This is a genomic window from Amnibacterium kyonggiense, from assembly GCF_004364555.1.
GTDB classification, from domain to species: Bacteria; Actinomycetota; Actinomycetes; order Actinomycetales; family Microbacteriaceae; genus Amnibacterium; species Amnibacterium kyonggiense.
The window spans coordinates 157,928-180,938 of the sequence record NZ_SOAM01000003.1 but is presented as its reverse complement, the minus strand read 5'-3'; the positions used below and the strand labels follow the sequence as shown (position 1 = coordinate 180,938).

At 75.1% G+C, this 23,011-nt stretch carries 22 protein-coding genes; 12 read left to right on the top strand and 10 right to left on the bottom strand.

From position 1 onward, the window contains the following. Window positions 1-8: 8 nt before the first annotated feature. From CLV52_RS14020 to CLV52_RS14010, 3 genes are read right to left on the bottom strand one after another with little or no spacing between them, the layout of a single operon-like run. The gene (locus CLV52_RS14020) at window positions 9-2,948 is read right to left on the bottom strand and encodes an AAA family ATPase (RefSeq protein WP_133766995.1); all 2,940 of its coding nucleotides are present in this window, start codon (window positions 2,946-2,948) and stop codon (window positions 9-11) included. Next, a complete protein-coding gene (locus CLV52_RS14015) occupies window positions 2,945-4,099 on the bottom strand; it encodes an exonuclease SbcCD subunit D (RefSeq protein WP_133766994.1) in 1,155 nt (384 codons plus the stop codon). Before CLV52_RS14015 ends, CLV52_RS14020 begins: the two co-directional genes overlap by 4 nt. A 34-nt stretch (window positions 4,100-4,133) precedes the next feature. Beyond that, a complete protein-coding gene (locus tag CLV52_RS14010; protein WP_133766993.1) occupies window positions 4,134-4,442 on the bottom strand; it encodes an NIPSNAP family protein in 309 nt (102 codons plus the stop codon). Between the two features lie 82 nt (window positions 4,443-4,524). Between CLV52_RS14010 and nusA the strand changes: the two genes are divergently transcribed. The 4 genes from nusA (at window position 4,525) to CLV52_RS13990 (ending at window position 9,537) form a co-directional block, all read left to right on the top strand. Continuing rightward, window positions 4,525-5,523, top strand: a complete 999-nt coding sequence (gene nusA, locus CLV52_RS14005; protein WP_133766992.1) for a transcription termination factor NusA — start codon at window positions 4,525-4,527, stop codon at window positions 5,521-5,523. A 261-nt stretch (window positions 5,524-5,784) separates the two neighbouring features. Then, window positions 5,785-8,622 carry a translation initiation factor IF-2 gene (infB, locus tag CLV52_RS14000; protein ID WP_133766991.1) on the top strand — a complete coding sequence of 946 codons (2,838 nt, stop codon included), beginning with the start codon at window positions 5,785-5,787 and terminating at the stop codon, window positions 8,620-8,622. An 89-nt stretch (window positions 8,623-8,711) separates the two neighbouring features. After that, window positions 8,712-9,146, top strand: a complete 435-nt coding sequence (gene rbfA, locus CLV52_RS13995; protein ID WP_133766990.1) for a 30S ribosome-binding factor RbfA — start codon at window positions 8,712-8,714, stop codon at window positions 9,144-9,146. A 7-nt stretch (window positions 9,147-9,153) separates the two neighbouring features. Continuing rightward, window positions 9,154-9,537: a DUF6804 family protein gene (locus CLV52_RS13990; RefSeq protein ID WP_133766989.1), complete on the top strand. Its 384-nt coding sequence runs from the start codon at window positions 9,154-9,156 to the stop codon at window positions 9,535-9,537. Between the two features lie 50 nt (window positions 9,538-9,587). Here the strand turns inward: CLV52_RS13990 and CLV52_RS13985 are convergent, their stop codons facing one another. Both CLV52_RS13985 and CLV52_RS13980 read right to left on the bottom strand, forming a co-directional pair. Further along, window positions 9,588-10,460: an HhH-GPD family protein gene (locus tag CLV52_RS13985; protein WP_133766988.1), complete on the bottom strand. Its 873-nt coding sequence runs from the start codon at window positions 10,458-10,460 to the stop codon at window positions 9,588-9,590. After that, window positions 10,457-10,912 carry a GNAT family N-acetyltransferase gene (locus CLV52_RS13980; protein ID WP_246018149.1) on the bottom strand — a complete coding sequence of 152 codons (456 nt, stop codon included), beginning with the start codon at window positions 10,910-10,912 and terminating at the stop codon, window positions 10,457-10,459. Before CLV52_RS13980 ends, CLV52_RS13985 begins: the two co-directional genes overlap by 4 nt. A 33-nt stretch (window positions 10,913-10,945) precedes the next feature. Here CLV52_RS13980 and CLV52_RS13975 point away from each other — a divergent pair, with 33 nt between their 5' ends. Next, window positions 10,946-11,539: a nucleoside/nucleotide kinase family protein gene (locus CLV52_RS13975; protein WP_133766987.1), complete on the top strand. Its 594-nt coding sequence runs from the start codon at window positions 10,946-10,948 to the stop codon at window positions 11,537-11,539. 12 nt (window positions 11,540-11,551) lie between these two features. Here CLV52_RS13975 and CLV52_RS13970 read toward each other — a convergent pair whose 3' ends face one another. Next, window positions 11,552-12,547, bottom strand: coding sequence for a ketopantoate reductase family protein (locus tag CLV52_RS13970; RefSeq protein ID WP_133766986.1), 996 nt, complete (start codon window positions 12,545-12,547; stop codon window positions 11,552-11,554). Between the two features lie 61 nt (window positions 12,548-12,608). Here CLV52_RS13970 and truB point away from each other — a divergent pair, with 61 nt between their 5' ends. Genes truB through CLV52_RS13950 form a run of 4 tightly spaced genes read left to right on the top strand, consistent with a single transcriptional unit; the run spans window position 12,609 to window position 15,265 of the window. Continuing rightward, window positions 12,609-13,475, top strand: coding sequence for a tRNA pseudouridine(55) synthase TruB (gene truB, locus CLV52_RS13965; protein ID WP_246018148.1), 867 nt, complete (start codon window positions 12,609-12,611; stop codon window positions 13,473-13,475). After that, the gene (locus tag CLV52_RS13960) at window positions 13,472-13,840 is read left to right on the top strand and encodes a hypothetical protein (protein ID WP_133766984.1); all 369 of its coding nucleotides are present in this window, start codon (window positions 13,472-13,474) and stop codon (window positions 13,838-13,840) included. Before truB ends, CLV52_RS13960 begins: the two co-directional genes overlap by 4 nt. Window positions 13,841-13,883: 43 nt before the next feature. After that, entirely contained in the window at window positions 13,884-14,321 is a 438-nt protein-coding gene (locus CLV52_RS13955; protein ID WP_133766983.1) for a hypothetical protein, read from the top strand. Continuing rightward, window positions 14,321-15,265 carry a bifunctional riboflavin kinase/FAD synthetase gene (locus CLV52_RS13950; protein ID WP_133766982.1) on the top strand — a complete coding sequence of 315 codons (945 nt, stop codon included), beginning with the start codon at window positions 14,321-14,323 and terminating at the stop codon, window positions 15,263-15,265. Before CLV52_RS13955 ends, CLV52_RS13950 begins: the two co-directional genes overlap by 1 nt. On the opposite strand, the gene deoC is transcribed toward CLV52_RS13950, so the two are convergent. Continuing rightward, window positions 15,259-15,984, bottom strand: a complete 726-nt coding sequence (gene deoC / locus CLV52_RS13945; RefSeq protein ID WP_211342709.1) for a deoxyribose-phosphate aldolase — start codon at window positions 15,982-15,984, stop codon at window positions 15,259-15,261. The genes CLV52_RS13950 and deoC overlap by 7 nt on opposite strands. 59 nt (window positions 15,985-16,043) lie before the next feature. Between deoC and CLV52_RS13940 the strand changes: the two genes are divergently transcribed. Together CLV52_RS13940 and CLV52_RS13935 are read left to right on the top strand one after the other, a co-directional pair. After that, complete coding sequence (locus CLV52_RS13940) at window positions 16,044-16,586, top strand: GDSL-type esterase/lipase family protein (RefSeq protein WP_133766981.1); 543 nt, start codon at window positions 16,044-16,046, stop codon at window positions 16,584-16,586. Between the two features lie 184 nt (window positions 16,587-16,770). After that, the gene (locus tag CLV52_RS13935) at window positions 16,771-18,357 is read left to right on the top strand and encodes a stealth family protein (RefSeq protein ID WP_211342708.1); all 1,587 of its coding nucleotides are present in this window, start codon (window positions 16,771-16,773) and stop codon (window positions 18,355-18,357) included. Window positions 18,358-18,375: 18 nt separating this feature from the next. Here CLV52_RS13935 and CLV52_RS13930 read toward each other — a convergent pair whose 3' ends face one another. The 3 genes from CLV52_RS13930 to CLV52_RS13920 all read right to left on the bottom strand — a co-directional run bounded on the left by CLV52_RS13930 (window position 18,376) and on the right by CLV52_RS13920 (window position 21,409). Then, on the bottom strand, window positions 18,376-19,371 hold the full coding sequence (locus tag CLV52_RS13930) for a phosphodiesterase (RefSeq protein ID WP_246018147.1): 996 nt from the start codon (window positions 19,369-19,371) through the stop codon (window positions 18,376-18,378). Between the two features lie 243 nt (window positions 19,372-19,614). Continuing rightward, a complete protein-coding gene (locus CLV52_RS13925) occupies window positions 19,615-20,484 on the bottom strand; it encodes a carbohydrate kinase family protein (protein ID WP_133766979.1) in 870 nt (289 codons plus the stop codon). A gap of 1 nt (window position 20,485) precedes the next feature. Continuing rightward, window positions 20,486-21,409 (bottom strand): pseudouridine-5'-phosphate glycosidase, encoded by a 924-nt coding sequence (locus CLV52_RS13920; protein ID WP_246018146.1) that lies wholly within the window; start codon window positions 21,407-21,409, stop codon window positions 20,486-20,488. Window positions 21,410-21,485: 76 nt separating this feature from the next. On the opposite strand from CLV52_RS13920, the gene CLV52_RS13915 reads away from it, so the two are divergent. Beyond that, window positions 21,486-22,943 carry an FAD-dependent oxidoreductase gene (locus CLV52_RS13915; protein ID WP_133766978.1) on the top strand — a complete coding sequence of 486 codons (1,458 nt, stop codon included), beginning with the start codon at window positions 21,486-21,488 and terminating at the stop codon, window positions 22,941-22,943. The last annotated feature ends 68 nt before the right edge of the window (window positions 22,944-23,011 follow it).

Genomic DNA, 23,011 nt, shown 5'->3' with positions numbered 1-23,011 from the left:
ACGCCCGCTCAGACGCGGCTGGGGATCCGGGACCGCACGGCGCTCGAGCCGTCGGGGAGGCGCTCGACGTGCAGCCCGGCGGGGATGTCCTCCTGCATCGCCTCGACGTGGCTGATCAGGCCCACCGTGCGGCCGCCGGCGCGAAGGGAGTCGAGCGTCTCCATCGCCGTGTCCAGCGTGCGGCGGTCGAGCGAGCCGAAGCCCTCATCGACGAACAGCGTGTCGAGCCGCACGCCGCCGGCCTCCGCCGACACCACCTCGGCGAGCCCCAGCGCGAGCGCGAGGGAGGCGAGGAAGGTCTCACCGCCGGACAGCGAGGCCACGGGACGCGGGCGGCCGGTGTGCTCGTCGAGCACCTCGAGGCCGAGGCCGCTCCTCGCGCCGCGGTAGGCGGGCCCGTCGTCGTGCTGCAGCGTGAAGCGGCCGTCCGTCATCGCCGCGAGCCGGACGTTCGCGGCGGCGACGATCTGCTCGAGGCGCGCGGCGAGCACGTAGCTCTCGAGTCGCATCCGGAGGGCGTTCGTGCCGCCGCCGCGGACGACCTCCGCGAGCGGCCCGACGACCTCGAGGCGGCCGCGATCCTCCGCCGTGCTCGCGTGGATCCGCTCGATCGCCCGGGCGAGCTCCGTCGCCGCCGCGGCACGCGACCGGGCCGCGGTGAGCCGCTCCGCCGTCGCGTCGCGCTGCTCGAGCGCCGCGCGCTTCGCCGCCTCGGTGCCGGCGACGTCGGCCGGCTCGTCGGGTGCGCCCGCGACGTCCCGATCGGCGAGCTGGGCGTTCGCGCCGTCCCGCTCCGCCTCCCACGCCCGCACCCGCTGCTCGAGGGCGGTGCGCTCGGCGGACGGGAGCGCCGCCGCACGCGCCGCTGCGACGTCCTCGATGCCGGCCTCCGCCAGCGCGCGCTCCAGCCGCGCGGCCGCGTCCGCCGCGGCGACCGTCGCGCCGGCGCGGCGCCGTGCCGCGTCCTCGGCCGCCCGGAGGGCGTCTCGCCGCGCGCGCAGCACCGCGACGCGGGCGGCGATCGTCGGCGCGCCCTCGAGCGCCGCGGCGACCCGGGCGCGCGCCGCGTCGAGCGCCCCGCGCGCCGCCGTCGCCCCGGTGGTCCGCTGCTCGAGGGCGGCGCGGGCCGCGGCGATCGCCCGGTCCAGCTCGGCGACGCGCGCCTCCAGTCGCTCCAGCTCCGCGGCGGCGGCGTCCCGCCGGGCTGCGGCGTTCGACGCCGCCCGCATCGCGCGCGCGGCGGTCTCGAGAGCGGCGACGGTGTCCTCGCGGGTCGCGCCGCCGGTCGCCGCCTCGGCCGCAGCGAGCGCAGCCCGGGCCGCGGACGCCTCGGCGCCGGCTGCGGCCCGTCCTTCGGCCGCGCGCGCCTGGCCCTGCTCCGCCGTCGCGACCGCCGCGTCGTCGGGCGTCGCCGCGTCGTGGGAGGCCGGGGCCGGGTGCTCGGCCGAGCCGCAGACCGGGCACGCCTCCCCGGGATGCAGATCGGCCGCGAGCAGCCCGGCCGCGCCGGCGAGGCGGGCGGCGATGAGGGCGCGGGTCCGCGCGATCGCCTCCTGCTCGGCGGCCAGCGCGCGCTCCTGGCGCACCTCGGCGGCGGACAGGGCGGCCCGCGCGCGGTCGACCGCGTCCAGCGCCTCGGCCACGCGTCGGAGGCGGACGAGCTCGCCCTCCGCGGCCGGCCCGCCCGCCGCCACGGTCTCGGCCGCGAGCCGCTGCTCCTGAATGGCGCTGCGGCGCTCGGGCAGGGCGGCCGACTCGTCGATGAGGGCGGCGAGCGCGACGAGGGCCGCGGCGCGGGCGCGGTCGGCGGCGGCCGCCTCGGCCTCCAGCCCCGGCAGCGACCGCTCCTCGGCGAGCCGCTCGTCGAGCGCGCCGAGGAGGCCGTCGAGCACCGCCCCCTCGCCGGCGGGGTCCTCGACGTCACCGCCGAGGGGGCCGCGCGCAGCGGCCACCGCGCGGTCCGCGGCGAGGACCTCCGCAGCGGCCCGGTCCGCCGCCTCCACGGCCGGCAGCACGGGCAGCGCCGCGACCGCCGCCGCGATCCGGGTGCGGAGCCGGTCGACCTCCGGGCGCCGCGCCTCGAGCCGCTCGAGGGCCGCCCGCGACGCGGCCCGCCGCCGCTGCCGGTCGGCGATCGCGACCGCCTCGGCAGCGGCGCGGTCCGCGGTCGCGAACCCCGCCCGCGCGGCCTCGGCGTCCCGCGCGAGCGCCGCCGTCCCGTCCGCCAGCCGCGCGGCGACCGCCGCCGCCCAGGTCGGCTCGTCGCGGTCGGGCGCCTCCTCCTCGGCGAGCGCCGCGAGCCGGACGACGTCCGCGCGCATCGTCGCGGCGCGCGCCGCCACGGCCTGCTCGAGCGCCTTCGCCCGCTCGGCGACCTCCGCCTCGAAGCGCTGGAACCGCTCGGTGCCGAACAGTGCGCGGAGCAGCCCGAGCCGCTCGTCGGTCCGCGCCTTGAGGAACTCCTGGAACCGGCCCTGCGCGAGGAGGATGACCTGCAGGAACTGCTCGCGCGTCAGCTGCAGGATCGGGCCGAGGTGCTCGGCGACGTCGACCGGCCGCGCGGCGACGCCGATCCAGTCCGCCCCGTCCCACCGCTCGAGCGTCGCGGCCTGCGGCTCCCTCGTCGTGCCGGAGCCGCGCTGCTTCGGGCGCTCGTACTCGGGGGAGCGGACGACCCGCCACCGCTCGCCGCCCGCCACCAGCTCGAGCGTGACCGTCGTCGGCGTCCCGAGCTCCGCGTAGTCGCTGCGCAGCCGCGCCTGGGCGCCGTCGTAACGGGGGGCCGTGCCGTAGAGCGCGAAGCAGATCGCGTCGAGGATGCTCGACTTGCCGCTGCCGGTCCGCCCGGTGATGAGGAAGAGGCCCGCCTCGTCGAGCGGGGCGAAGTCGATCTCCTGCTCGTCGGCGAACGGCCCGAAGCCGACGATGCGGAGGCGCTCGATCCTCACGCGGCCCGCTCCGCCGCCGCGACCGTCGACAGCACCTCGGCGACGAGGGCGCTCTCCGCGTCAGACGGCCCGGCGCCGGCGCGCACGTGCTCGAGGAAGCCGGCGATCAGTGCCGCGTCCGGCAGACCCGCGGTGCGCTCGCCGTAGCTGCGCGCGTCCGCCGGCCGCACGCCCTCCGGCCGGTGCTCGAGCTTGGCGACGTGGGGGAAGCGCTCCCGGAGCCGCGCCATCGCGTCCTGCTGCCGGACGGGGTCGGTGAGCACGGCCTGCACCCAGTCCTGCTCGGCCCCGGCCAGCGACTCGTCCTCGAGCAGCCGGTCGAGCGGGCCGGTGATCTCCGTCAGCCTGCGGGGGACCGGCAGGTCGAGCCACGCCGCGTCCGCGAGGCCCTCCGCGTCGAGGTCGACCAGCCACGCGCCGCGGACCGGCGACGTCTCGCCGAAGGAGTAGTGCAGCGGGGCGCCCGCGTAACGGACGCGCTCGGCGAGCCTCACCCGCGAATGGAGGTGCCCCAGCGCGACGTAGTCGATGCGCGCCGCGTCCGTGGCGTCGAACACGGACGACGGCACGATGTCGAGCCCGCCGGCCGTGATGTCGCGCTCGCCGCCGGCCGCCTGCGGGACGACGCCCGTGCTGGCGAAGCAGTGGGCGAGCACGACGCTGCGGTTCCCGCGTTCGGCCGCGGCGGTCCGCACCCGGTCCATCGCGGCGCCGAGCGCGGCCGCGTGGGTGCGCTCCCCGAGCAGCAGCGGCTCGAGGTAGGGGATGCCGTAGACGTCGACCTCCCCGTGCTCGTCCCGCAGGACGACCGGGCGGTCCAGCGCGTCCGCGCGGGTGCGGACGTGCACGCCGCCGGCCGCCGCGAACGGCGCCTGGTGCCCGAGGCGGGCGGCGGAGTCGTGGTTCCCGCTCGTCATGACCACGTCGGCGCCCGCCGCGCGGATCGCCAGGACGGCCTCCTCGAACAGCTCGAACGCGGCCGCGGCCGGCGTCGCGGAGTCGAACACGTCGCCCGCGACGAGCACCGCGTCCACGTGCTCGCGCCGGACCGCCGCCGCCAGCTCCAGCAGCACGCCGCGGAGCGCATCGAGCGTCGCGTGCCCGTGGAAGGTGCGGCCGATGTGCCAGTCGGAGGTGTGGAGCAGGCGCATGCCGCGCACGGTAGCGCCGCGCTCCGACAGGGCCTCAGATCGCGGGGACCGCGATCCGGAGGTCCATCGACGCGACCCGCTGCGGCACGCCCTCGAACGCGGCGGCGCGCTCGGGGGAGGCCACCCATGCGGCGTCGAGGCGCGCGAAGGCCGCCGCGTCGCCCTCCGCCGACACCGCCCAGACGAACTCGTCGGTCTCGGGCACGACGAACGCGCTCTCGAGGGTGAACCCGTACGCCTGCCGTGCGGGCAGGAGCCGTCCGCGCCACCAGTGGAGGAACGCCTCGAGCTCCCCGTCCACGATCCGGTAGCGGCGCAGCTGCACCGTGCGTCCCTCGCTCATGGCCGTCCTCCAGGTGCTCGATCAGGCGCTGCTAGCGTAAGGGGGCTCGAAACGCGGGCGGATGGAGACGAGGGAGCGCCCGATGGAGATCGACCTCGCCGTCCTTCGGCTCATGGAGCGCGAGCGGGAGATCCCGTTCGACGAGCTCGTCCGCATCATCGAGGCCGCGATCCTCACGGCCTACCTGAAGCACACGGGCCGCCCCGAGCACGCTCCGGCGGGCACCCCGCAGCCGCGCGTCGAGATCGACCGCAAGTCGGGCCGCGTCTCCGTCTTCGTGCCGGAGCTCGACGAGGAGGGGGAGCAGGTCGGCGAGGCCGTCGACGACCCCCACGACTTCGGTCGGGTCGCCGCGTTCGCGGCGAAGCAGGTCATCAACCAGCGCCTTCGCGACCTCGGCGACGAGCGCGTGCTCGGCGAGTTCAAGGGCCGCGAGGGCGACATCATCGCGGGCGTCATCCAGCAGGGGCCGAACCCGCGGATGGTCCACGTCGACCTGGGGTCCATCGAGGCGATCCTCCCGCCCGAGGAGCAGGTGCCCGGCGAGACGTACACGCACGGCGAGCGCATCCGCGTCTACGTGACGAGCGTCTCCCGCGGCCCGAAGGGACCTTCGATCACGGTCTCGCGGACCCACCCGGCGCTCGTCCGGCGCCTCTTCGCGCTGGAGGTGCCCGAGATCGCGTCCGGCCTCGTCGAGATCACGGCGATGGCCCGGGAGGCCGGCCACCGGTCGAAGGTCGCCGTCCGCGCCACGCAGCCCGGGATCAACGCGAAGGGCGCCGCGATCGGCGAGCTCGGCGCGCGCGTGCGGGCGGTGTCCGCGGAGCTCGGCGGGGAGAAGATCGACATCGTCGACCACGCCGACGACCTCGCGACGTTCGTGGCGAACGCCCTGTCCCCGGCTCGCGTGACGAGCGCCTTCGTCCTCGACAAGGGCTCGAAGGCCGTGCGGGCGCTCGTGCCCGACTACCAGCTGTCGCTCGCGATCGGCAAGGAGGGGCAGAACGCCCGACTCGCCGCGAAGCTGACCGGCGCGAAGATCGACATCCAGCCGGACTCGATCCTCGAGGACGAGTAGCGCGGTTCCCGCCGCGGCGGGAACATGGGCGCCGGCGCGCGTGTTCACCACGTGGAGGGTGCCGGGCCCGACGAGGCCGGGTACACTGCTCGATGGAGCGGCCGAGGCTGCCGCCCCTTCTGCTGCCGCTCCATCCGGACGCGAGCAGTTCTCACCACGCGAAGTGGAACAGGCACATGGACAAGCGATGAGCGACTCGAGATGAGATCCGCACCGCAGTAGTGGCCTGCCCTGTCCGGGCAGGCCTGGACAGGAGAGAATGTGGCGAAGCCACGCGTCCACGAGATCGCTACCGACCTCGGGATCGACACCAAGCTCGCACTGGCGAAGCTCAAGGAGATGGGCGAGTTCGTCAAGGGCCCGTCGTCGTCCGTCGAGCCGCCGGTCGTGCGCAAGCTGAAGGCCAAGCTGGCCGCTGACGGCATCGCGACCGCCGGCGGACCCGCGGGCCCGCGCCCCGGCGCACCGACGGCGGGCCGCCCCGCGACGCCCGGCGCGTCGCGTCCGGCGACCCCGGGCCCGCGTCCCGCGGCGACCCCGGCCGCTGCGGCCCCCGCTCCGGCGCCCGCCGCCGCGGCTCCCGCCCCGGCGCCGGCGCGCGCTCCGGAGGAGCCCGCCGCGCCGCGGACCGAGACCCCGCAGCCGGCAGAGCGTCCCGCCGCGAGCGGCGACACGCCCCGCCCGGTGCAGGACCGGCCCACCGCTCCGCGCTCGGAGACCCCGGGCTCGGCGACCCCCGGCTCCTCGATCCCGCGTCCCGGCGGCGCCCCGCGTCCCGGCGCGCCCCGCCCGGGCAACAACCCGTTCGCGTCGAGCCAGGGGATGGGCCGCCCGTCGGCCCCGCGTCCCGGCAACAACCCGTTCGCCTCCAACCAGGGCATGCGTCCCGGCGGCACGGGCGGCGGCGCCAACGGTGCGATCCCGCGTCCCGGCGCCCCGCGTCCCGGCGCCCCGCGTCCGGGTGCTCCGCGTCCGGGTGCCCCGCGTCCCGGCGGGCCCGGCATGGGCCAGCGGCCGCAGGGCTTCGGCCAGCGCCCGAGCTTCCAGCGTCCCGGCGGTGCCGGCGGCGGTGCGGGTCGTCCCGGCGGTGCCGGCGGCGGCTTCCAGCGTCCCGCGGGCGGCTTCAGCGGACCCCGCCCCGGAGGCGGCGGTCGCGGTCGCGGCCCCGGTGGCGGCACCGCGGGCGCGTTCGGCAAGGGTGGCGGGAAGTCCCGCCAGCGCAAGTCGAAGCGGACGAAGCGCGCCGAGTTCGAGATGCGGTCGGCGCCGACGCTCGGCGGCGTCAGCGTCCCGCGCGGCGACGGCTCGACCACGATCCGCCTCCGCCGCGGCGCGTCCATCACGGACTTCGCGGACAAGATCGACGCGAGCCCCGGCAACCTCGTGACCGTGCTGTTCCACCTCGGTGAGATGGCGACGGCGACGGAGTCGCTCGACGAGGCCACCTTCCAGGTGCTCGGCGAGGAGCTCGGCTACCGGATCGAGATGGTCTCGCCCGAGGACGAGGACCGCGAGCTGCTCGAGGGCTTCGACATCGAGTTCGAGTACGACGAGGACGACGAGGACCTGGAGATCCGGCCGCCGGTCGTGACCGTCATGGGCCACGTCGACCACGGCAAGACGAAGCTCCTCGACTCCATCCGCAACTCCAACGTGGTCGCGGGCGAGTCCGGCGGCATCACGCAGCACATCGGTGCGTACCAGGTGTGGAAGGAGCACGAGGGCCACGAGCGGGCCATCACCTTCATCGACACCCCGGGTCACGAGGCGTTCACCGCCATGCGTGCCCGCGGCGCCGAGGTGACCGACCTCGCGATCCTCGTGGTCGCCGCCGACGACGGCGTCATGCCGCAGACCGTGGAGGCCCTGAACCACGCCCAGGCGGCCGGAGTGCCGATCGTGGTCGCGGTGAACAAGGTCGACAAGGAGGACGCCAACCCGGCGAAGGTGCGTCAGCAGCTGACCGAGTTCGGCCTGGTGGCGGAGGAGTACGGCGGCGACACGATGTTCGTCGACGTCTCGGCGCGCACGGGCCTCGGCATCGAGGACCTGATGGACGCCGTCCTGCTGACGGCGGACGCGGGGCTCGACCTGCGCTCGAACCCGAACCGGGACGCGCGCGGTGTCGCCATCGAGGCGCGGCTCGACAAGGGCCGCGGCGCGGTCGCGACGGTGCTGATCCAGACCGGCACGCTCCGGGTGGGCGACTCGATCGTCGCCGGCACGGCCTACGGCCGCGTCCGGGCGATGTCCGACGAGAACGGCAACGCGATCGTCGAGGCGTACCCGTCCCGGGCCGTCCAGGTCCAGGGCCTCTCCTCCGTCCCGCGCGCCGGCGACACCTTCCTCGTCACCGAGGAGGACCGCACGGCCCGGCAGGTCGCGGAGAAGCGCGAGGCCGCCGAGCGGAACGCGTCGCTGGCGAAGGCCCGCAAGCGCATCTCGCTCGAGGACTTCATGGGTCAGATCGAGGCCGGCAAGGTCGACTCGCTGAACCTGATCATCAAGGGCGACGTGTCCGGTGCCGTCGAGGCGCTGGAGGAGTCGCTCCTGAAGATCGAGGTCGACGACAGCGTGCAGCTGCGGATCATCCACCGCGGCGTCGGCGCCGTCACCGAGTCGGACGTGAACCTGGCGACGGTCGACAACGCGATCATCATCGGCTTCAACGTGCGCCCCGACCCGAAGGCCCGCGAGCGGGCCGCTCGCGAGGGCATCGACATCCGCTTCTACTCGGTGATCTACGCCGCGCTGGAGGACGTCGAGAACTCGCTGAAGGGCATGCTCAAGCCGGAGTACGAGGAGGTCCAGTCGGGCCTCGCCGAGATCCGCGAGGTGTTCCGCTCCTCCAAGTTCGGCAACATCGCGGGTGTCATCGTCCGCAGCGGCACCATTACCCGCAACGCGAAGGCGCGGGTCATCCGCAACGGCGTGGTCGTCGGGGACAACCTGGCGATCGAGTCGCTGCGCCGCTTCAAGGACGACGTCACCGAGGTCCGCACGGACTTCGAGGCCGGCATCGGCCTCGGTCGGTTCAACGACATCCAGGTCGGCGACGAGATCGAGACGACGGAGACCAAGGAGAAGGTCCGCGCCTAGCGGCCCGTCCCGGTTCACGGATACGGAGATCCGGCGGCGCGCAGCGCCCCGGATCTCCGTATCCGTGAACCCGTCCAGAGGAGGAACCGATGGCTGACCACGGCAGGGCCGCGAAGCTCGGCGACAGCATCAAGGAGATCATCGCGAAGCGTCTGGACAAGGGCCTCCGGGACCCGCGTCTCGGCTTCGTGACGATCACGGACGTCCGCATGACGGGCGACCTCCAGCACGCGAGCGTCTTCTACACGGTCTACGGGTCGGAGCAGGAGCGCGAGGACTCGGCTGCGGCGCTGAAGGCCGCGACCGGCATGCTCCGCACGGAGGTGGGGAGGAACATCCGGGCCCGGCTCACGCCGACGCTCGAGTTCATTCCGGACGCGATCCCGGAGAACGCGGCGCACGTCGCCGAGCTGCTCGCCAAGGCGCGCGAGCAGGACAGCGCGACCCGGGCACTCGCGACCGGCGCCCAGTACGCCGGCGACGAGGACCCGTACGTGAAGCCGCGCGAGGCCGACGAGGAATGAGCGCCCGATGAGCGGCAACCGGGCCGAGCGGCGGGCCGCCTCCCGGAACCCGCCGTCGCTCGCGAACCGGTACGGGTCGCGGAAGCAGCGGCGCGCGCTCGGTCCGGCGGTCGTCGGCGCCATCGTGCTGATCGGCGGCCTCCTGCTCGTCGGGCAGGACGGGTACCTGTTCATCCGATTCGGCGTCAGCGTGCTCGCCCTGATCACGGCCGTGTTCGTGTGGCAGGCGAAGCAGTGGGCCTGGCTGCCGGTGCCGCTCGTCGTGGCGGTGCTCTGGAACCCCGTCATCCCGTTCTCCTTCGACGGCACGCCGTTCCGGCTCGGGCACCTCGTGGCCGCCGCGGCGCTGCTGCTGACCGGCGCCTTCGCGAGGTACACCCCGCCCGAGTGACTCGCACTCTTCGTTCTGCAGGACGTCGAGTCCTGCAGAACGAAGAATGATCAGAGCGGGAGGGACCAGCCGCCCTCCGACCTCGCGGCGAGGCCGTCCCGCTCGAGCCCGGCGAGGATCCGCGCCCGCCCCTCGGGGTCGGGGAGGACCTGCGCGAGCTCGGCCTCCGACACGGGGACGTCGCTCGCGCGCAGCTCGGCCATCACGCGGCCGCGCCGCTGGCGGTCGGAGCCCTCGAAGCGCGCCTGGCGCCGCGGCGGCGGGCCGTCCGGCTCCGGGTGCCCCGCGAGCCGCCAGGCGCACACGTCCGCGAGCGGGCACTCGCCGCAGCGCGGCGCCCGCGCGGTGCAGACGATCGCGCCGAGCTCCATCGTCCCGGCGTTGAACGCCCGCTGGGCGACGAGGTCCTCGGGCAGCAGCGCCGCCATCGCGGGCAGATCGCGCCGCGCGTTCGGCGGACCGGGCTGCGCGACGCCCTGCACCGCCCGCGCGATCACGCGCCGCACGTTCGTGTCGACGACGGGGTGCCGGTGGCCGTGGGCGAAGACGGCGATCGCCCGCGCCGTGTAGTCGCCGATGCCGGGCAGTGCCAGGAGCGCGTCGACGTCCTCCGGCACGACGTTCCCGTGCTGCTCCGCGATGGTGGTCGCGCAGGCGTGCAGCGCGAGCGCGCGGCGCGGGTAGCCGAGCCGGCCCCACGCGCGCAGCACCTCCGACGGCGGGGCGGCGGCGAGGTCGGCGGGCGTCGGCCAGCGCCGGAGCCAGTCCTCGAGGATCGGGACGACCCGGGCGACCTGCGTCTGCTGGAGCATGAACTCCGAGACGAGCGTGCCCCAGGCGCTGAAGCCCGGCCGTCGCCAGGGGAGGTCGCGCGCGTGCGCGGCGAACCAGTCGACGACGAGGGCGGGATCGAGCGCGGTCATCCGACGCGCTGCTCGAGGAACACGCGGTCGAAGCCGTCCTCGCGGCGCCGGTCCGTCTCGACGAACCCCTGCCGCCCGTACCAGGCGAGGGACGCCGTCATCCCGGCGTTCGTGCACAGCCGCAGCCGGTCGCGCCCGGTCCGGGCCGCCGCGGCCCGGGCGTGCGCGAGCAGGGTCCTGCCGACGCCCGAGCCCTGCGCCGACGGGGCGACCGCGAGCACGTCGACGAGGAGGTGGTCGGGATGCGGCCAGGTCACGAGCACCCCGACGACGCGGTCGGCCAGGACCGCGACCTCGGCGCCGAGCGCCGAGATCGTCGTCGCCCAGTCGATCGACCGGGGCGCGGGCACGATCCCGGTGCGGGCCGTGAAGGGCGCGAACGCGTCCTCGATCAGCCGTTCCAGCGCGGGGACGTCGGCGTTCCTCGCCGCCCGCACCCGCACCTCCGACACGGGCTCCGAGCGTAGGCGGCTACGGTCGCTCGCATGGCCCGATGGCAGCCCTCGCGGGCGGACGTGATCGCCGAGTACGCGCGCGAGGTCCTCGAGGTGCACCCGAGGGGACGGATCCTCGTCGGGCTCGACGGCATCGAGGACCCCGACGGCGCGGCGCCCTCCGGTCGCGAGCGGTTCGCCGCCGATCTCGCCGCCGCGTTCGAGGCCGAGGGCGTGCCGGCGATCGCCGTGCCGATGGGCGCGTTCGCCGCCGAGCCCCGCGCGACGGACCCGGAGCGCTTCTTCGACGAGGACCGGTTCCGGGCGGAGGTGCTCGCGCCCTACCGCGCGGACCGGCCCGTCCGCGGCTTCGAGCCCGGCGACCGCGCGGTGCTCGTCGCGTCCGGGCCGTTCCTCCACTTCCCGCCGTACTCGGGCATGTGGCACACGAGCGCCTGGCTGCAGGTGCCGCGGGAGGTCGCCGCCGCGCGGGACGCCGAACGCCTGCCGGGCGTCGATCCGGCGCCGTGGGCGGCCCTCGTCGACCTCGCGTTCCGCCGGCTCGACGCGCGGAAGAGCGCGAACGCCTCCTTCGACCTCACCGACCCCGTCCACCCGCGGCGGCGGTTCGAGGACGCCTGCTGACGGGGACCGCCCTCAGGCTTGCAGTGCCCGCGCCGCCTCGCCCGCGGGGAGGAAGGCGCCGGTCGCTTCGATCGCGTGCACGACCTCGACGATCCGCCGGTTGACGGGCGTCGGCACGCCGAGCCGCTCGCCCTCCGCGACGACCGCGCCGGAGAGGTGGTCGATCTCCGTCGGACGACCGCGGCGCAGGCTCTGGAGCGTGCTGCCCGGGTTCGGCACGTCGCCCATCCGCGCCGCGACGCCGCGGCGGAGCACGCGGGACGCCAGGGGGAGCGGCAGCCGGTCGATCGCCCGGATCAGCGCGGGCGGCAGCGCCGGCAGCCCCTCCAGGCGGACGCCGTCCGCGCGGGCGACGCGGATCGTCTCCCGCATCGCGGCGGCGACGGCCGTGGTCAGCGCGCGGGACTCGAGCGCCGCCTGCAGCGGCGTCCCCGTGATCGCGGACGCGGCGTTCAGCTGGTTCACCACGAGCTTCGACCACTGCAGCCCGGCGAGATCGGGCGCCGTCCGGACCTCGACCACGGCGCCGAGCACGGCGGCCGCCGCGTCGCGCTGCGCCGCGGTCGCGGTCTCCGCGGCCAGCACGGTCACCCCGGGCGCCGTCACCGTCACCACGCCGGGGGAGAGGAACGAGGCGGCGATCATCGACGCCGCACCCGTGCGCGGCGACGTCGGCAGCACGGCGGCGAGCGCCTGCGGCCCCTGCAGGCCGTTCTGCACGACGACCACCGGCACGCCGTCCAGCGCTCTGGCGTTCTGCGCGGCCGCGGCTGCGGCGTCCTGCGCCTTCACCGCGAGCAGCGCGAGGTCGGGCGTCACCGGCAGCGCCTCCTCGGCGCGGACGCGCGCGAGGACCTCCCCGTAGCCGCCCTCGAGCCGGAGGCCCCGCTCGCGGATCGCGGCGAGCTGCGCGCCGCGGGCGGTCACGACGACCTCGTGCCCGACCCGGTCCAGCAGCGCGGCGAACGTGCCGCCCAGCGCCCCGGCGCCGATGATCCCGATCCGCACCGGGCGAGCGTACCCACGCCGGTGCGGCGGGACCCCGAGCGGCGGATGGGACGATGGAGGCGTGACGGCCGGCCTCCTCCTCCTGGACAAGCCGATCGGCCCGACCTCCCACGACCTCGTGCAGCGCACCCGCCGGCTCGCCGGGACACGCCGGGTCGGGCACGCCGGCACCCTCGACCCCGCCGCGAGCGGGCTCATGATCCTTGGCGTCGACGGGGCCACCCGGCTCCTCACGTACCTGGTCGGCCTCGACAAGACGTACGAGGCGACGATCCGGCTCGGCACCGCGACCACCACCGACGACGCCGAGGGCGCGCCGATCGGCGATCCGCGGCCGGTAACGGCCGGGACGCGAGCGGCGATCCCCGCCGCGATCGCCGCGCTGACCGGGGAGATCGACCAGGTCCCGTCGTCCGTCAGCGCGGTTCACGTCGACGGCCGCCGCGCCCACGAGCTCGTGCGCGCGGGGGAGGCGGTCGACCTCCCGTCCCGGCGCGTGACGATCCGGCGCTTCGCGGTCGTCGAGCAGCGGGAGGACGAGCTCGACGTCGTCGTCGACTGCTCGTCGGGCACCTACATCCGCGCGCTCGCCCGGGACCTCGGCGCCGCGCTCGGCGTCGGCGGCCACCTGACGGCGCTGCGGCGGACCAGGGTCGGACCGTTCGACGTCGCGGACGCGGGTGCGCTGGAGGAGCCGCTGCCGCTGCGCGCACCCGCGGACGTCGCGCGCGCCCTGTTCCCGGTCCTGCGCCTCGACGCCGAGGAGCGGGTCGCCCTCCAGCAGGGCAAACGGCTCCCGACCGCGCTGCCGGACGCGCCGGTCGTCGCCGCGCTGGCGGAGGACGGGGGCCTGATCGGCCTCGTCGAGGTCCGGGGAGGGCGGACGCGCGTGCTGATGAACCTGCCGCCGGAGGCGGTGGTCGCATGATCCTCGGGTTCACCGTCGCGGCCGTGATCGTCGCGGGCGCCGCCGCGCTCCTCGCGGTCGTCCTCGGGCTCGTGGGCCGCCGGCCCTCCGACCTGTCGCTCGCGGGGCCCGCCCTCGTCGAGCTGCTGCTCGTCGCGCAGCTCGTCATCGCGCTCATCGCGCCCGCGGCCGGCAACCCGCCGTCGGGGAGCATCGTCGAGTTCTACGCCTACCTGCTGTCCGCGCTCGTGATCCCGCCCGCGGCGATCTTCTGGGCGCTCACCGAGAAGACCCGGTGGTCCGTCGTCGTGGTCGGCATCGCCTGCTTCGCGGTGGCCGTGATGTTCGTGCGCATGCAGATCATCTGGACGCTGCAGGGCGCCTGACGGTGCGGAGCGCCCCGCGGCGGCGTGGGAGGATTCCGGGGCGATGACCGAGACGAGCGCCACCCGGCCGAAGACCTCCGGACCCGGCCGCACCCTCATCGTCTTCTACTTCATCATGTGGATCGCGGCGCTCGCGCGGAGCATCTTCGAGATCGTGACGCACTTCGAGGTCGCGCCGCTCGCCTACCTGCTGTCGCTGTTCGCCGGGATCGTGTACCTGATCGCGACGATCGCGCTGATCACGCCCGGCCGCCGCGCGTACCTCGTCGCGCGCACGGCGATCACGATCGAGCTGGTCGGGGTCCTCGTGGTCGGCACGCTGTCCGTCGTCGACCTCTCGCTGTTCCCGTTCGAGGGCGACCGCAGCACGGTCTGGGCGTACTTCGGCCTCGAGTACCTCCTCATCCCGCTCGCGCTGCCGATCCTCGGACTGCTGTTCCTGCGGAGCCAGCGCGCCGTGTTCGAGCGGGCGGCGCGGTGATGCGCGTCTTCACCGGCGTCGAGTCGGTCCCGGAGGGCTTCGGGCCGTCCGCCGTCACGATCGGCAAGTTCGACGGCCTGCACACCGGGCACCGGGTCGTGATCGACGACCTGCTCGAGCTCGCCGGGGACGACCTCCTCCCGGTCGTCGTCACGTTCGACCGCAACCCCCTCGAGCTGCTGCGCCCGGACCGGTGCCCGGCGCCGCTCGTCGGGCTCGACCAGAAGCTGGAGCTGCTCGAGTCGGTCGGCGTCGCGGCGACGGTCGTCCTCCGCTTCGACGATGCGCTCGCCGCGCTCGAGCCCGAGGCGTTCGTCGACCGCATCCTGCTCGGCCCGCTCGGCATGCGGCGGCTGCTCGTCGGCGACGACTTCCGCTTCGGCCACCGCGGCCGCGGCGACGTCGCGCTGCTCGAGCGCATGGGCGCGGAGCGGGGCTTCGTGGTCCGGGTGCAGCGGCAGGTGACCGTCGAGTCGCGGCGCGTGTCCTCGACCTGGATCCGCGAGCTGCTCGGCGCGGGGGCGATCGAGGAGGCCGCTCGGCTGCTCGGGCGCGCACCGGCGGTCCGCGGAGAGGTCGTCCACGGCGCGCACCGCGGACGCGAGCTCGGCTTCCCGACGGCGAACCTCGCGCAGCAGTCCGACGGGATGATCCCCGCAGACGGTGTCTACGCCGGGCGCCTGGTCGACCGCTCCGCCGACCCGGTCGCGACGTACCCGGCGGCGATCTCGGTGGGCAGCAACCCGACGTTCGAGGGCGTCCCGCCGAGGCAGGTGGAGGCGCACGTGCTCGACCGGACGCTCGACCTCTACGGCCACCTCGTCGACGTGGAGTTCACGCACCGCATCCGCGGGCAGGTCGCGTACGAGGGCGTCGATCCGCTGATCGCCCAGATCGCCGTCGACGTCGGCCAGGTCCGCGCCCTCGTCGACCGACCTCAGTAGGAGGAGGCGTCCGTCGCGCCGGAGGTGCTGCCGGTCTCGGCCAGCCGCTGCACGTCGGTGAGGATCGTCTCCGTCGCGCTCGTGCCGAAGCGGTCGACGCCGACCGCCCGCATCTGGAGCAGGGTGTCGAGACCGCGCACGCCGCCGGACGCCTTCACCCGCACCGCGGGGGAGACCGCGTCGCGCATGAGCCGGAGGTGGTGGAGCGTCGCGCCGCCGCCCGCGAAGCCCGTCGACGTCTTCACGAAGGACGCGCCCGCCGCCTCCGCCGCCTTCGACCCGGCGACGACCTGCTCGTCGGTGAGGAACGCGGTCTCGAGGATCACCTTGACGATCCGGCCCTCCGCCACGGCGACGACCGCCGCGATGTCGTCCGTCACGGCGGCGAGGTCGCCGCTCCGCAGCCGGCCGATGTGCAGCACCATGTCGAGCTCGGCGGCGCCGTCCTCCAGCGCGCGACGGCTCTCCGCGGTCTTCGCGGCGGTGGAGGTCGACCCGTGCGGGAAGCCGATCACGGTGCCGGTCGCCACGCCGGTCCCGGCGAGCCGCGCGACCGAGCGCGGGACGTCCGACGGCCGCACGCACACGCTGAACACGCCCCAGCGGCCGGCCAGGTCGAGGTCGGACTCCACCTCGGCGTCCGTCAGCTCCGGCTTCAGGATCGCGTGGTCGATGAGGGCGGCGATGGACTCGACGGTGGGGTTCTCGGTCGCGGACACGGCGGTCCAGCGTACGCGGCCCGGTCGACCCGCTCAGGACCTGCCTCTAGCCTGACCCGGTGAGCGACACCGAAGCCCATGCGCCCGTGCCCGCCTCCGAGGGGCCGCTGCTGCTGCTCGGCGACAGCCTGACGGAGGCCGGTCCGTGGGAGGAGGCGTTCCCCGACCGCGAGGTCGTGAACGCCGGCGTTCCGGGCGACACGACCGCGGACGTCGCCGCGCGGCTCGACGACGTCGTGGCCCGCCGCCCGGGCACCGTGGTCCTGATGGCGGGGACGAACGAGTCCCGCCGCGCCACCGTCGAGCAGGTCGTCCGCGGGCTCGAGGACATCCTGTTCCAGCTCCGCCACGAGCTGCCCGACGTCCGGCTCGTCGTGACCTCGGTGCTGCCGCGGGAGCGCGAGCGCGCCGACTGGATCCGCGAGGTGAACATCCACGTCCGACAGTTCGCGCCGACGGTGAAGGCCGAGTTCCTCGACCTGTGGCCGACGTTCGCGGAGGAGGACGGCGAGCTGCGACCGGAGCTCACGAACGACCGGCTCCACCTCACCGACGCCGGCTACGCGGCGTGGGTGCACGAGCTGCGCACCCTGCTCGGCTGACCGCGCCGCATCGGGACCGGCCGCCCGGCGACCGGGGTCCGGGCGAACGCGGGCATCGCCGGGAACACGCGACCGCTAGCATCAGCAGCAGGAGCGTCCCTCCCGGGGCGCCGCGACGAAATGCCGCGCGACGCGGCCGGAGGACCGTCAGCGAAGCTCCACGACCTCGAAGGGGGACCCCGCCATGCCCGCGCGCTCCAAGCTCCGTCCCCTGCAGAGTCCGGCCTCCAGGATCCGCTCCCGTCCCGACGTCGTCGAGGTCGGCGGCGTGCTCGCGCTCGCGGGCCGCACCGAGATCCCGGCCGAGGCCCGCATCGCGGACCTCCTGTTCCTCGCCGACGCGCTCGACGCGGCGGACGTCCAGTACCTGCTCGTCCGCGACGACGCGCACCGGCCGATCCTCGTCGTCGACGAGACGGAGCGGCTCGCGGTCACCCGCGCCCTCGTCGCGGCCTGCGCCGACGAGCCCTTCCTGTCGGTGGCCCTCAAGCGCAACCTGCAGCCCCGCGACGAGGTCGTGCTCGTCGCCGACGGCGACGTGGCGCCCGCCCGCACCGACCGGCTGCTGTCCCTGTACCGGCCGCGCGTCGACGCCGCCGGCGTGCTGCACGCGGTGCCGGAGGACGGCGTCCGCTTCGAGTTCTGGGTCCGGCAGGGCGCCGAGGTCCGGGTGCCCGCGCCGAACGCCCTGACCCGGCGCCGATTCGTCACGGCCGACCTGCACCCGGAGGACACCGAGCGCTACGGCCGCACCTGGTCGACGATCCGCGACATGTTCACGGACCTCGTCTCCGACGTGACGTTCCCGATCGACATGGTCTTCTCCTGGGTCGACGGCACCGACAAGGAGTGGCAGCGGGCCCGCGCGCGTCGGATGGCGTCGTACGTGGTCGGCGAGGGCGACGACTCGGAGGCGCGCTACCGGCAGATCGACGAGCTGCGCTACGCGCTCCGGTCGGTCAACACGTACCTGCCGTGGATCCGGAACATCTACATCGCCACCGACTCGAAGGCGCCGGCGTGGCTGGCGGACCACCCGCGGGTCCGCATCGTGCGGAGCGAGGAGTTCTTCAAGGACCCCTCGGTGCTGCCGACCCACAACTCGCAGGCGGTCGAGAGCCAGCTGCACCACATCGAGGGGCTCTCGGAGCACTTCATCTACTCGAACGACGACATGTTCATCGGGCGCCCGCTGCGCCAGGACGCCTTCTTCTCACCCGGCGGGATCAGCCGCTTCCTCGAGGCGGACACGCGGATCGGGCTCGGCGACAACGACCCGGCCCGCAGCGGCTTCGAGAACTCCGCGCGGGTGAACCGGGCGCTGCTCCGCGAGCGCTTCGGCCGCGTCATCACCCGGCATCTCGAGCACTCGGCGGCGCCCCTGCGCCGCAGCGTCATCGCGGAGATGGAGGAGGTCTTCGAGCCGGAGTTCACGGCCACGGCCGCGAGCCCCTTCCGCGCGAAGGACAACATCTCGGTCACGAACAGCCTGTACCACTACTACGCGCTGCTCACCGGGCGGTCGATCCAGAACCGGGAGTCGACGATGCTCTACGTCGACACGACGACCCACAAGGGGCTCGGGCTGCTGAAGAAGCTGGGCAAGCGGCGCGACGTCGACTTCTTCTGCCTCAACGACGGCAGCTTCCCGGAGGTCGCGCCCGACGTCCGCGCGAAGAAGGTCACGGCGTTCCTGCAGCACTACTTCCCGCTGCCGGCGCCCTGGGAGCGCACGGACGGCGAGGCGGGCGCACCGGCCCAGGCGGGCTGAGCGCTCCGACTCCGCTCGCTAGGGGCGGATGACCGAGATCGGCTGGGTCATCAGCTCCAGCTCCTCGTCGACGCGGTCGAAGACGCGCGACGGGAGGTGGGCGTTGACCTGCTCCGGGATCGTGACGCCGTGCGCGGCGAGGATCTCGGCGCTCTCCTCGGCGGAGGTCGCCGACATCGTCAGCCCTGCGGCGACCGGGACCACCGAGTGGAGCACCGTGTCGTCGTACACGTGCACGAGGTTGTACGACTGGTTGCCGTCCTGCGGGCGCGTGCCGCGGGACTGCCCGGTGAGGTCCTGCGTGTAGCAGGTCGCGGAGGCGACCGAGACGGGGATGCCCGCGAACGTGCCGTTCGTGGAGAAGTGCACGTGCCCCGCGAGGATCGAGCGGATGTCGCTGCCCTCGACGACCTCCTTCAGGCCCGCCTGGTCGCGCAGCTCCACCATCACCGCGAGGTCCTGGATGCACGGCAGCGGCGGGTGGTGCAGGGCGAGGATCGTGCCGTGGGGCGCGGGGGAGGCGAGTTCCTCCGCGAGCCAGTCGAGCTGCGCGCCCGTGAGCTCGCCGTGGTGGTGGCCCGGGACGGAGGTGTCCATCGTGATCACGCGGAGACCGTTGACGTCGTAGACCCGGTCGACCGGACGCCGGTTGCGCGCCTGACCGAAGAGCTCTCGGCGGAACGTCTGCCGGTCGTCGTGGTTGCCCATGCACCAGATGACCTGCGCGCCGAGCCGCTCGGCGGCCGGCTCCACGATCGAGCGGAGGAGGCGGTACGCCTCCGCGTCGCCGTGGTCGGCGAGGTCACCGGTGAAGACGATCGCCTCGGGGCGGGTGCCGGAGGCCTCGAGGTCGGCGAAGATCCGCTGCAGGCTCCGCTCCGGCGCGATCGCGTCGTAGAGCTTCCCGCCGGGGATGAGCAGGTGCGTGTCGCTGAGGTGGAGGAGGAAGTGGTCTGGACGCGCGTGCTCGGCCGTCCGCTCGGTATCGGACCCTGCAGCACCTCGGCTGGACAATTCGTTCTCCTTACGCATCCCTGCATCAGGCGGTGGCCGCACAAGCTACTCGCGGCCGACGACGTTCCGCGGCCCCCCGAATGGATGGCCCCTGAACAGGAATCGTCCACGGGGTGACGCCGGGGGAGTGCAACGGCGGTGGCGGGTCGAGGATTCCGGCGCCGGATTGCACGCATCGCCGAGCCCCGTGCACCGCGCTCGAGCAGGGCCCTCCGCGCCTGCGCCGAGGCGACTCGCAGGCGGCTACGGGCGAGCGCCGACCCTCGCGACGGCCAGGGCGGCGAGGGCGGCGGCCCGGGCGCCCGCCTCGGCGTCGGACGCGCCGACGGCCAGGGCGGCGAGGAAGCCCGCCGCGTAGGCGTCGCCCGCACCCGTCACGTCGACGACCTCCGCGGCCACCGGCGGCACGGGCGTCGCGCCGTCCCGCGTCGCGACGAGCGAGCCGTCGCTCCCGAGGGTGACGACGACGAGCGGGTGCGCCGCGGCGAGCGCGAGCGCCGCGCCGGTCGGGTCGGCGAGGCCGGTCAGCAGCTGCGCCTCCTCGAGGCCCGCGATCAGCAGGTCCACGCCCGCGACCACGCGCAGGAACCGGTCCGGCCCCATGGCCGCGAGGTGCCCGGCCGAGCCGGGGGCGACGGAGGTCGTCACGCCGGCCCGGGCGGCGCGCGCGAACAGGTCGCGCCAGCCCGCATCACGGTCAGGACCGGCGAAGACGTGCCCCGTGACGTGCAGCAGGTCGTGCTCGGCGAGGAGCGCGTCGGTGACGTCCTCCGGCGCGGTGTCCTCGTTCGCTCCGCGGTCGGTCAGCATCGCGCGGGACTCGCCCTGCGAGACCACCACGATCGAGCCGGTCGAGCGCTCGGACGCCTTCAGGTGCGGGGCGACGCCCGCCGCCTCGAGCAGGTCGGCGTGCCGCTGCAGGTCCTCGTCGCCGACGGACGCGACGAGCGCCGTGCGCACCCCGATGGACGCGAGCCAGCAGGCCGTGTTCGCGGCCGATCCGCCCGCGGTCCGCTCGATGCGGCTCGGCGTGTCGGTATCCGGCGCGATCGGCCCCGACGGGCGCACGAGCACGTCGTCGATCACGTCCCCGACGGCGAGGACCCCGGGCACGTCAGCGCGCGGCGTAGGCGGTCGCGATCGCTCCCGCGACGCGCACGTTGTTCCGGGCCAGCGCGAGGTTGACCTCGAGGGAGACGCCCTCCGACGCCGTCACGATGAAGGAGAGCAGGAACGGCGTCACCGCCTTGCCGCGGACCTTCGCCGCATCCGCAGCCGCGAACGCCTGCGCGAGCACCCGGTCGTGCTCGGCGCGGTCCCAGCCCTCGCCCTCGGGCACCGGGTTGGCCACGACGAGGCCGGCGCGCGGACGGCCGTCGGCGGGCGCGGCGTCCTGCGCCTTCAGGATCGCCGCGACCTCCTCGGCGCTCTCCACCCGCCAGTCGAGGTCGAAGCCGGAGGTCGGCAGCCAGAAGCTCGGGAACTCGCCGGTGCCGAAGCCGACGACCGGCACGGAGAGCGTCTCGAGGCGCTCGAGCGTGGCGCCGATGTCGAGCACGCTCTTCACCCCGGCCGTGACGACGGCGACCGGGTGCTGCGCGAGGGCGGTGAGGTCGGCGGACTCGTCGAAGGTCGAGCTCGCGCCGCGGTGGACGCCGCCGAGGCCGCCGGTCGCGAACACCCGCACGCCGGCGAGGGCCGCGAGGTGGGTCGTCGCGGCGACCGTCGTCGCGGCGCTCGTGCCGCGCGCGGCGATGATCGGCAGGTCCCGGATGCTGGCCTTCGCCATCTCCTCGTCCGCGATCCGCCGGACGCCCTCGTCGTCGAGCCCGACACGCGGGATGCCGTCGAGCACGGCGATGGTCGCGGGCACGACGCCCGCGTCCCGGAGCACCGCCTCGAAGTCCCGCGCCGCCTCGAGGTTGCGGGGCCGCGGCAGGCCGTGGCTGATGATCGTCGACTCGAGCGCGACGACCGGCTTCCCGGTCTCGAGCGCCTCGGCGACCTCGTCGGACAGGAGGAACGGGGGATTCGGCACGAGGGAGGAGCCTAGGAGGCGGATGCCGTCGCCGCCGGTCATCGGGCCCGCAGCCGCTCCCCGGTAGCGTCGCGGCATGGCATCCGACGTGGTCGACGACGTGGTGGTGGGCGCCGGCGTCGTCGGTCTCACGACGGCGCTGCTGCTCGCCCGAGGCGGCCACCGGGTCGTCGTCGTGACCGCCGAGCCGGTCGGCGGCGGATCCTCCGGCCGCTCCCTCGGCGTCGTCAGCCAGCTGCACGGGACCGCCTACCGCCGCCTCTCGGCGGAGAGCGCCCGGAAGAACGCCGCCGCCTACCGCGCCATGAACGCCGCCGGCTTCGCGCTGCTCGAAGACCTGCTGGAGGCCACGGGCACCGCGCACGAGCGGCACGACGCCTGGCTCGTCGCCTCCCACGCGGACGGCGCGGTCCGCGTGGACGACGAGCACCTGGCCGCCTCCCGCGCCGGGCTCCGGCTCGAGAAGCTGCAGCGCTCGCCGGAGCTGCCGTTCGAGCACCACGGTGCGCTCCGGCTGCGCGACCAGATCGTCGTCGACCCGGCCCGGCTGCTCTCCGCCCTCGCGATCGCGGCGACGGAGGCCGGGGTGCGGATCGTCGAGCGGGAGCGCGTCGTCGACGTCCGCGTCCGCCCGAAGGCCGTCAGCGTCGTCGAGACGGGGCAGGGCGAGTACGCCGCGCGCCACGTCGTGCTCGCGACGGGGACGCCGATCCTCGACCGCGGCCTGTACGCCCTGAAGACGGCGGCGTTCCGGATGGTCGCGGTGACGGGCGCGTCCACGACCGAGCTGCCGGTCGTGACCGCGATCGGGCCGGAGGGCAGCACGACGGCCTCGCCCACCGCGGACGGACGTCTCGCTGCGGTGGGGCAGGCCCACGCGGTCGGCACGGGCGGCTCCGAGCTGCACCGGGCCGACCGGGTCGAGGCGGCGCTGCGCCGCATGGCGCCCGACTTCGTCCGCGCCGACGCGTGGAGCGGGCAGGACTACCGGCCGTTCAACCCGATCGCGTTCGTCGGCCTGCTGCCGCGGGGCGGCGGGGCGGTGTCGTTCGCGTCCGGGTTCGACGGCTGGGGGCTCACCCAGGGCGCCGCGGCGGGCGTCCGGATCAGTCGCGACCTGCTCGGCCTGCACCGTCCGGCGTGGGCGACGACGATCGGACGGCGCGTCACCCGACCCCGCAGCCAAACCGTCGGCCTCGCCGCCGACGTCCGGGCCGCGTCCGAGCTGGTCTCCTCCTTCCGCCGGCTCGCTCCGACCGACCTCCCGCTACTGCGGGACGGGCAGGGCGTCGTGCACCGCACGGACGACGGCCTCGTCGCCACCAGCCTCACGGGCGACGTGCTGCGCAGCGTCGCGGCGTCGTGCAGCCGCGCGGGCGGCATCGTCGCCTGGAACGACCTCGAGGGGAGCTGGGACTGCCCGGTCTGCGGCAGCCGGTTCGACGTCGACGGGAGCGTCCTCGAGGGCGGTGCGCGCGGGCCGCTCCGGCCGGTCGCCACGCCCGGCGCGCCGGGAGCGTCGTCCGGCCGCTGACCGCATCCGCGGTACACTGTCGGGGCTGCAGGCCGCGGCCCACTGCCGAATCCGACGTCCGAGTCCGA

Excerpts from the sequence above, each read along its gene's own strand:
- CLV52_RS13960 (WP_133766984.1), top strand. The coding sequence starts at position 13,472 with ATGATCCTCGGGTTCACCGTCGCGGCCGTGATCGTCGCGGGCGCCGCC.
- CLV52_RS13915 (WP_133766978.1), top strand. The coding sequence starts at position 21,486 with ATGGCATCCGACGTGGTCGACGACGTGGTGGTGGGCGCCGGCGTCGTC.
- nusA (WP_133766992.1), top strand. The coding sequence starts at position 4,525 with ATGGAGATCGACCTCGCCGTCCTTCGGCTCATGGAGCGCGAGCGGGAG.
- rbfA (WP_133766990.1), top strand. The coding sequence starts at position 8,712 with ATGGCTGACCACGGCAGGGCCGCGAAGCTCGGCGACAGCATCAAGGAG.
- CLV52_RS14010 (WP_133766993.1), bottom strand. The coding sequence starts at position 4,442 with ATGAGCGAGGGACGCACGGTGCAGCTGCGCCGCTACCGGATCGTGGAC.
- CLV52_RS14015 (WP_133766994.1), bottom strand. The coding sequence starts at position 4,099 with ATGCGCCTGCTCCACACCTCCGACTGGCACATCGGCCGCACCTTCCAC.
- CLV52_RS13935 (WP_211342708.1), top strand. The coding sequence starts at position 16,771 with ATGCCCGCGCGCTCCAAGCTCCGTCCCCTGCAGAGTCCGGCCTCCAGG.
- CLV52_RS13950 (WP_133766982.1), top strand. The coding sequence starts at position 14,321 with ATGCGCGTCTTCACCGGCGTCGAGTCGGTCCCGGAGGGCTTCGGGCCG.
- CLV52_RS13985 (WP_133766988.1), bottom strand. The coding sequence starts at position 10,460 with ATGACCGCGCTCGATCCCGCCCTCGTCGTCGACTGGTTCGCCGCGCAC.
- CLV52_RS13990 (WP_133766989.1), top strand. The coding sequence starts at position 9,154 with ATGAGCGGCAACCGGGCCGAGCGGCGGGCCGCCTCCCGGAACCCGCCG.
- CLV52_RS13955 (WP_133766983.1), top strand. The coding sequence starts at position 13,884 with ATGACCGAGACGAGCGCCACCCGGCCGAAGACCTCCGGACCCGGCCGC.
- CLV52_RS13975 (WP_133766987.1), top strand. The coding sequence starts at position 10,946 with ATGGCCCGATGGCAGCCCTCGCGGGCGGACGTGATCGCCGAGTACGCG.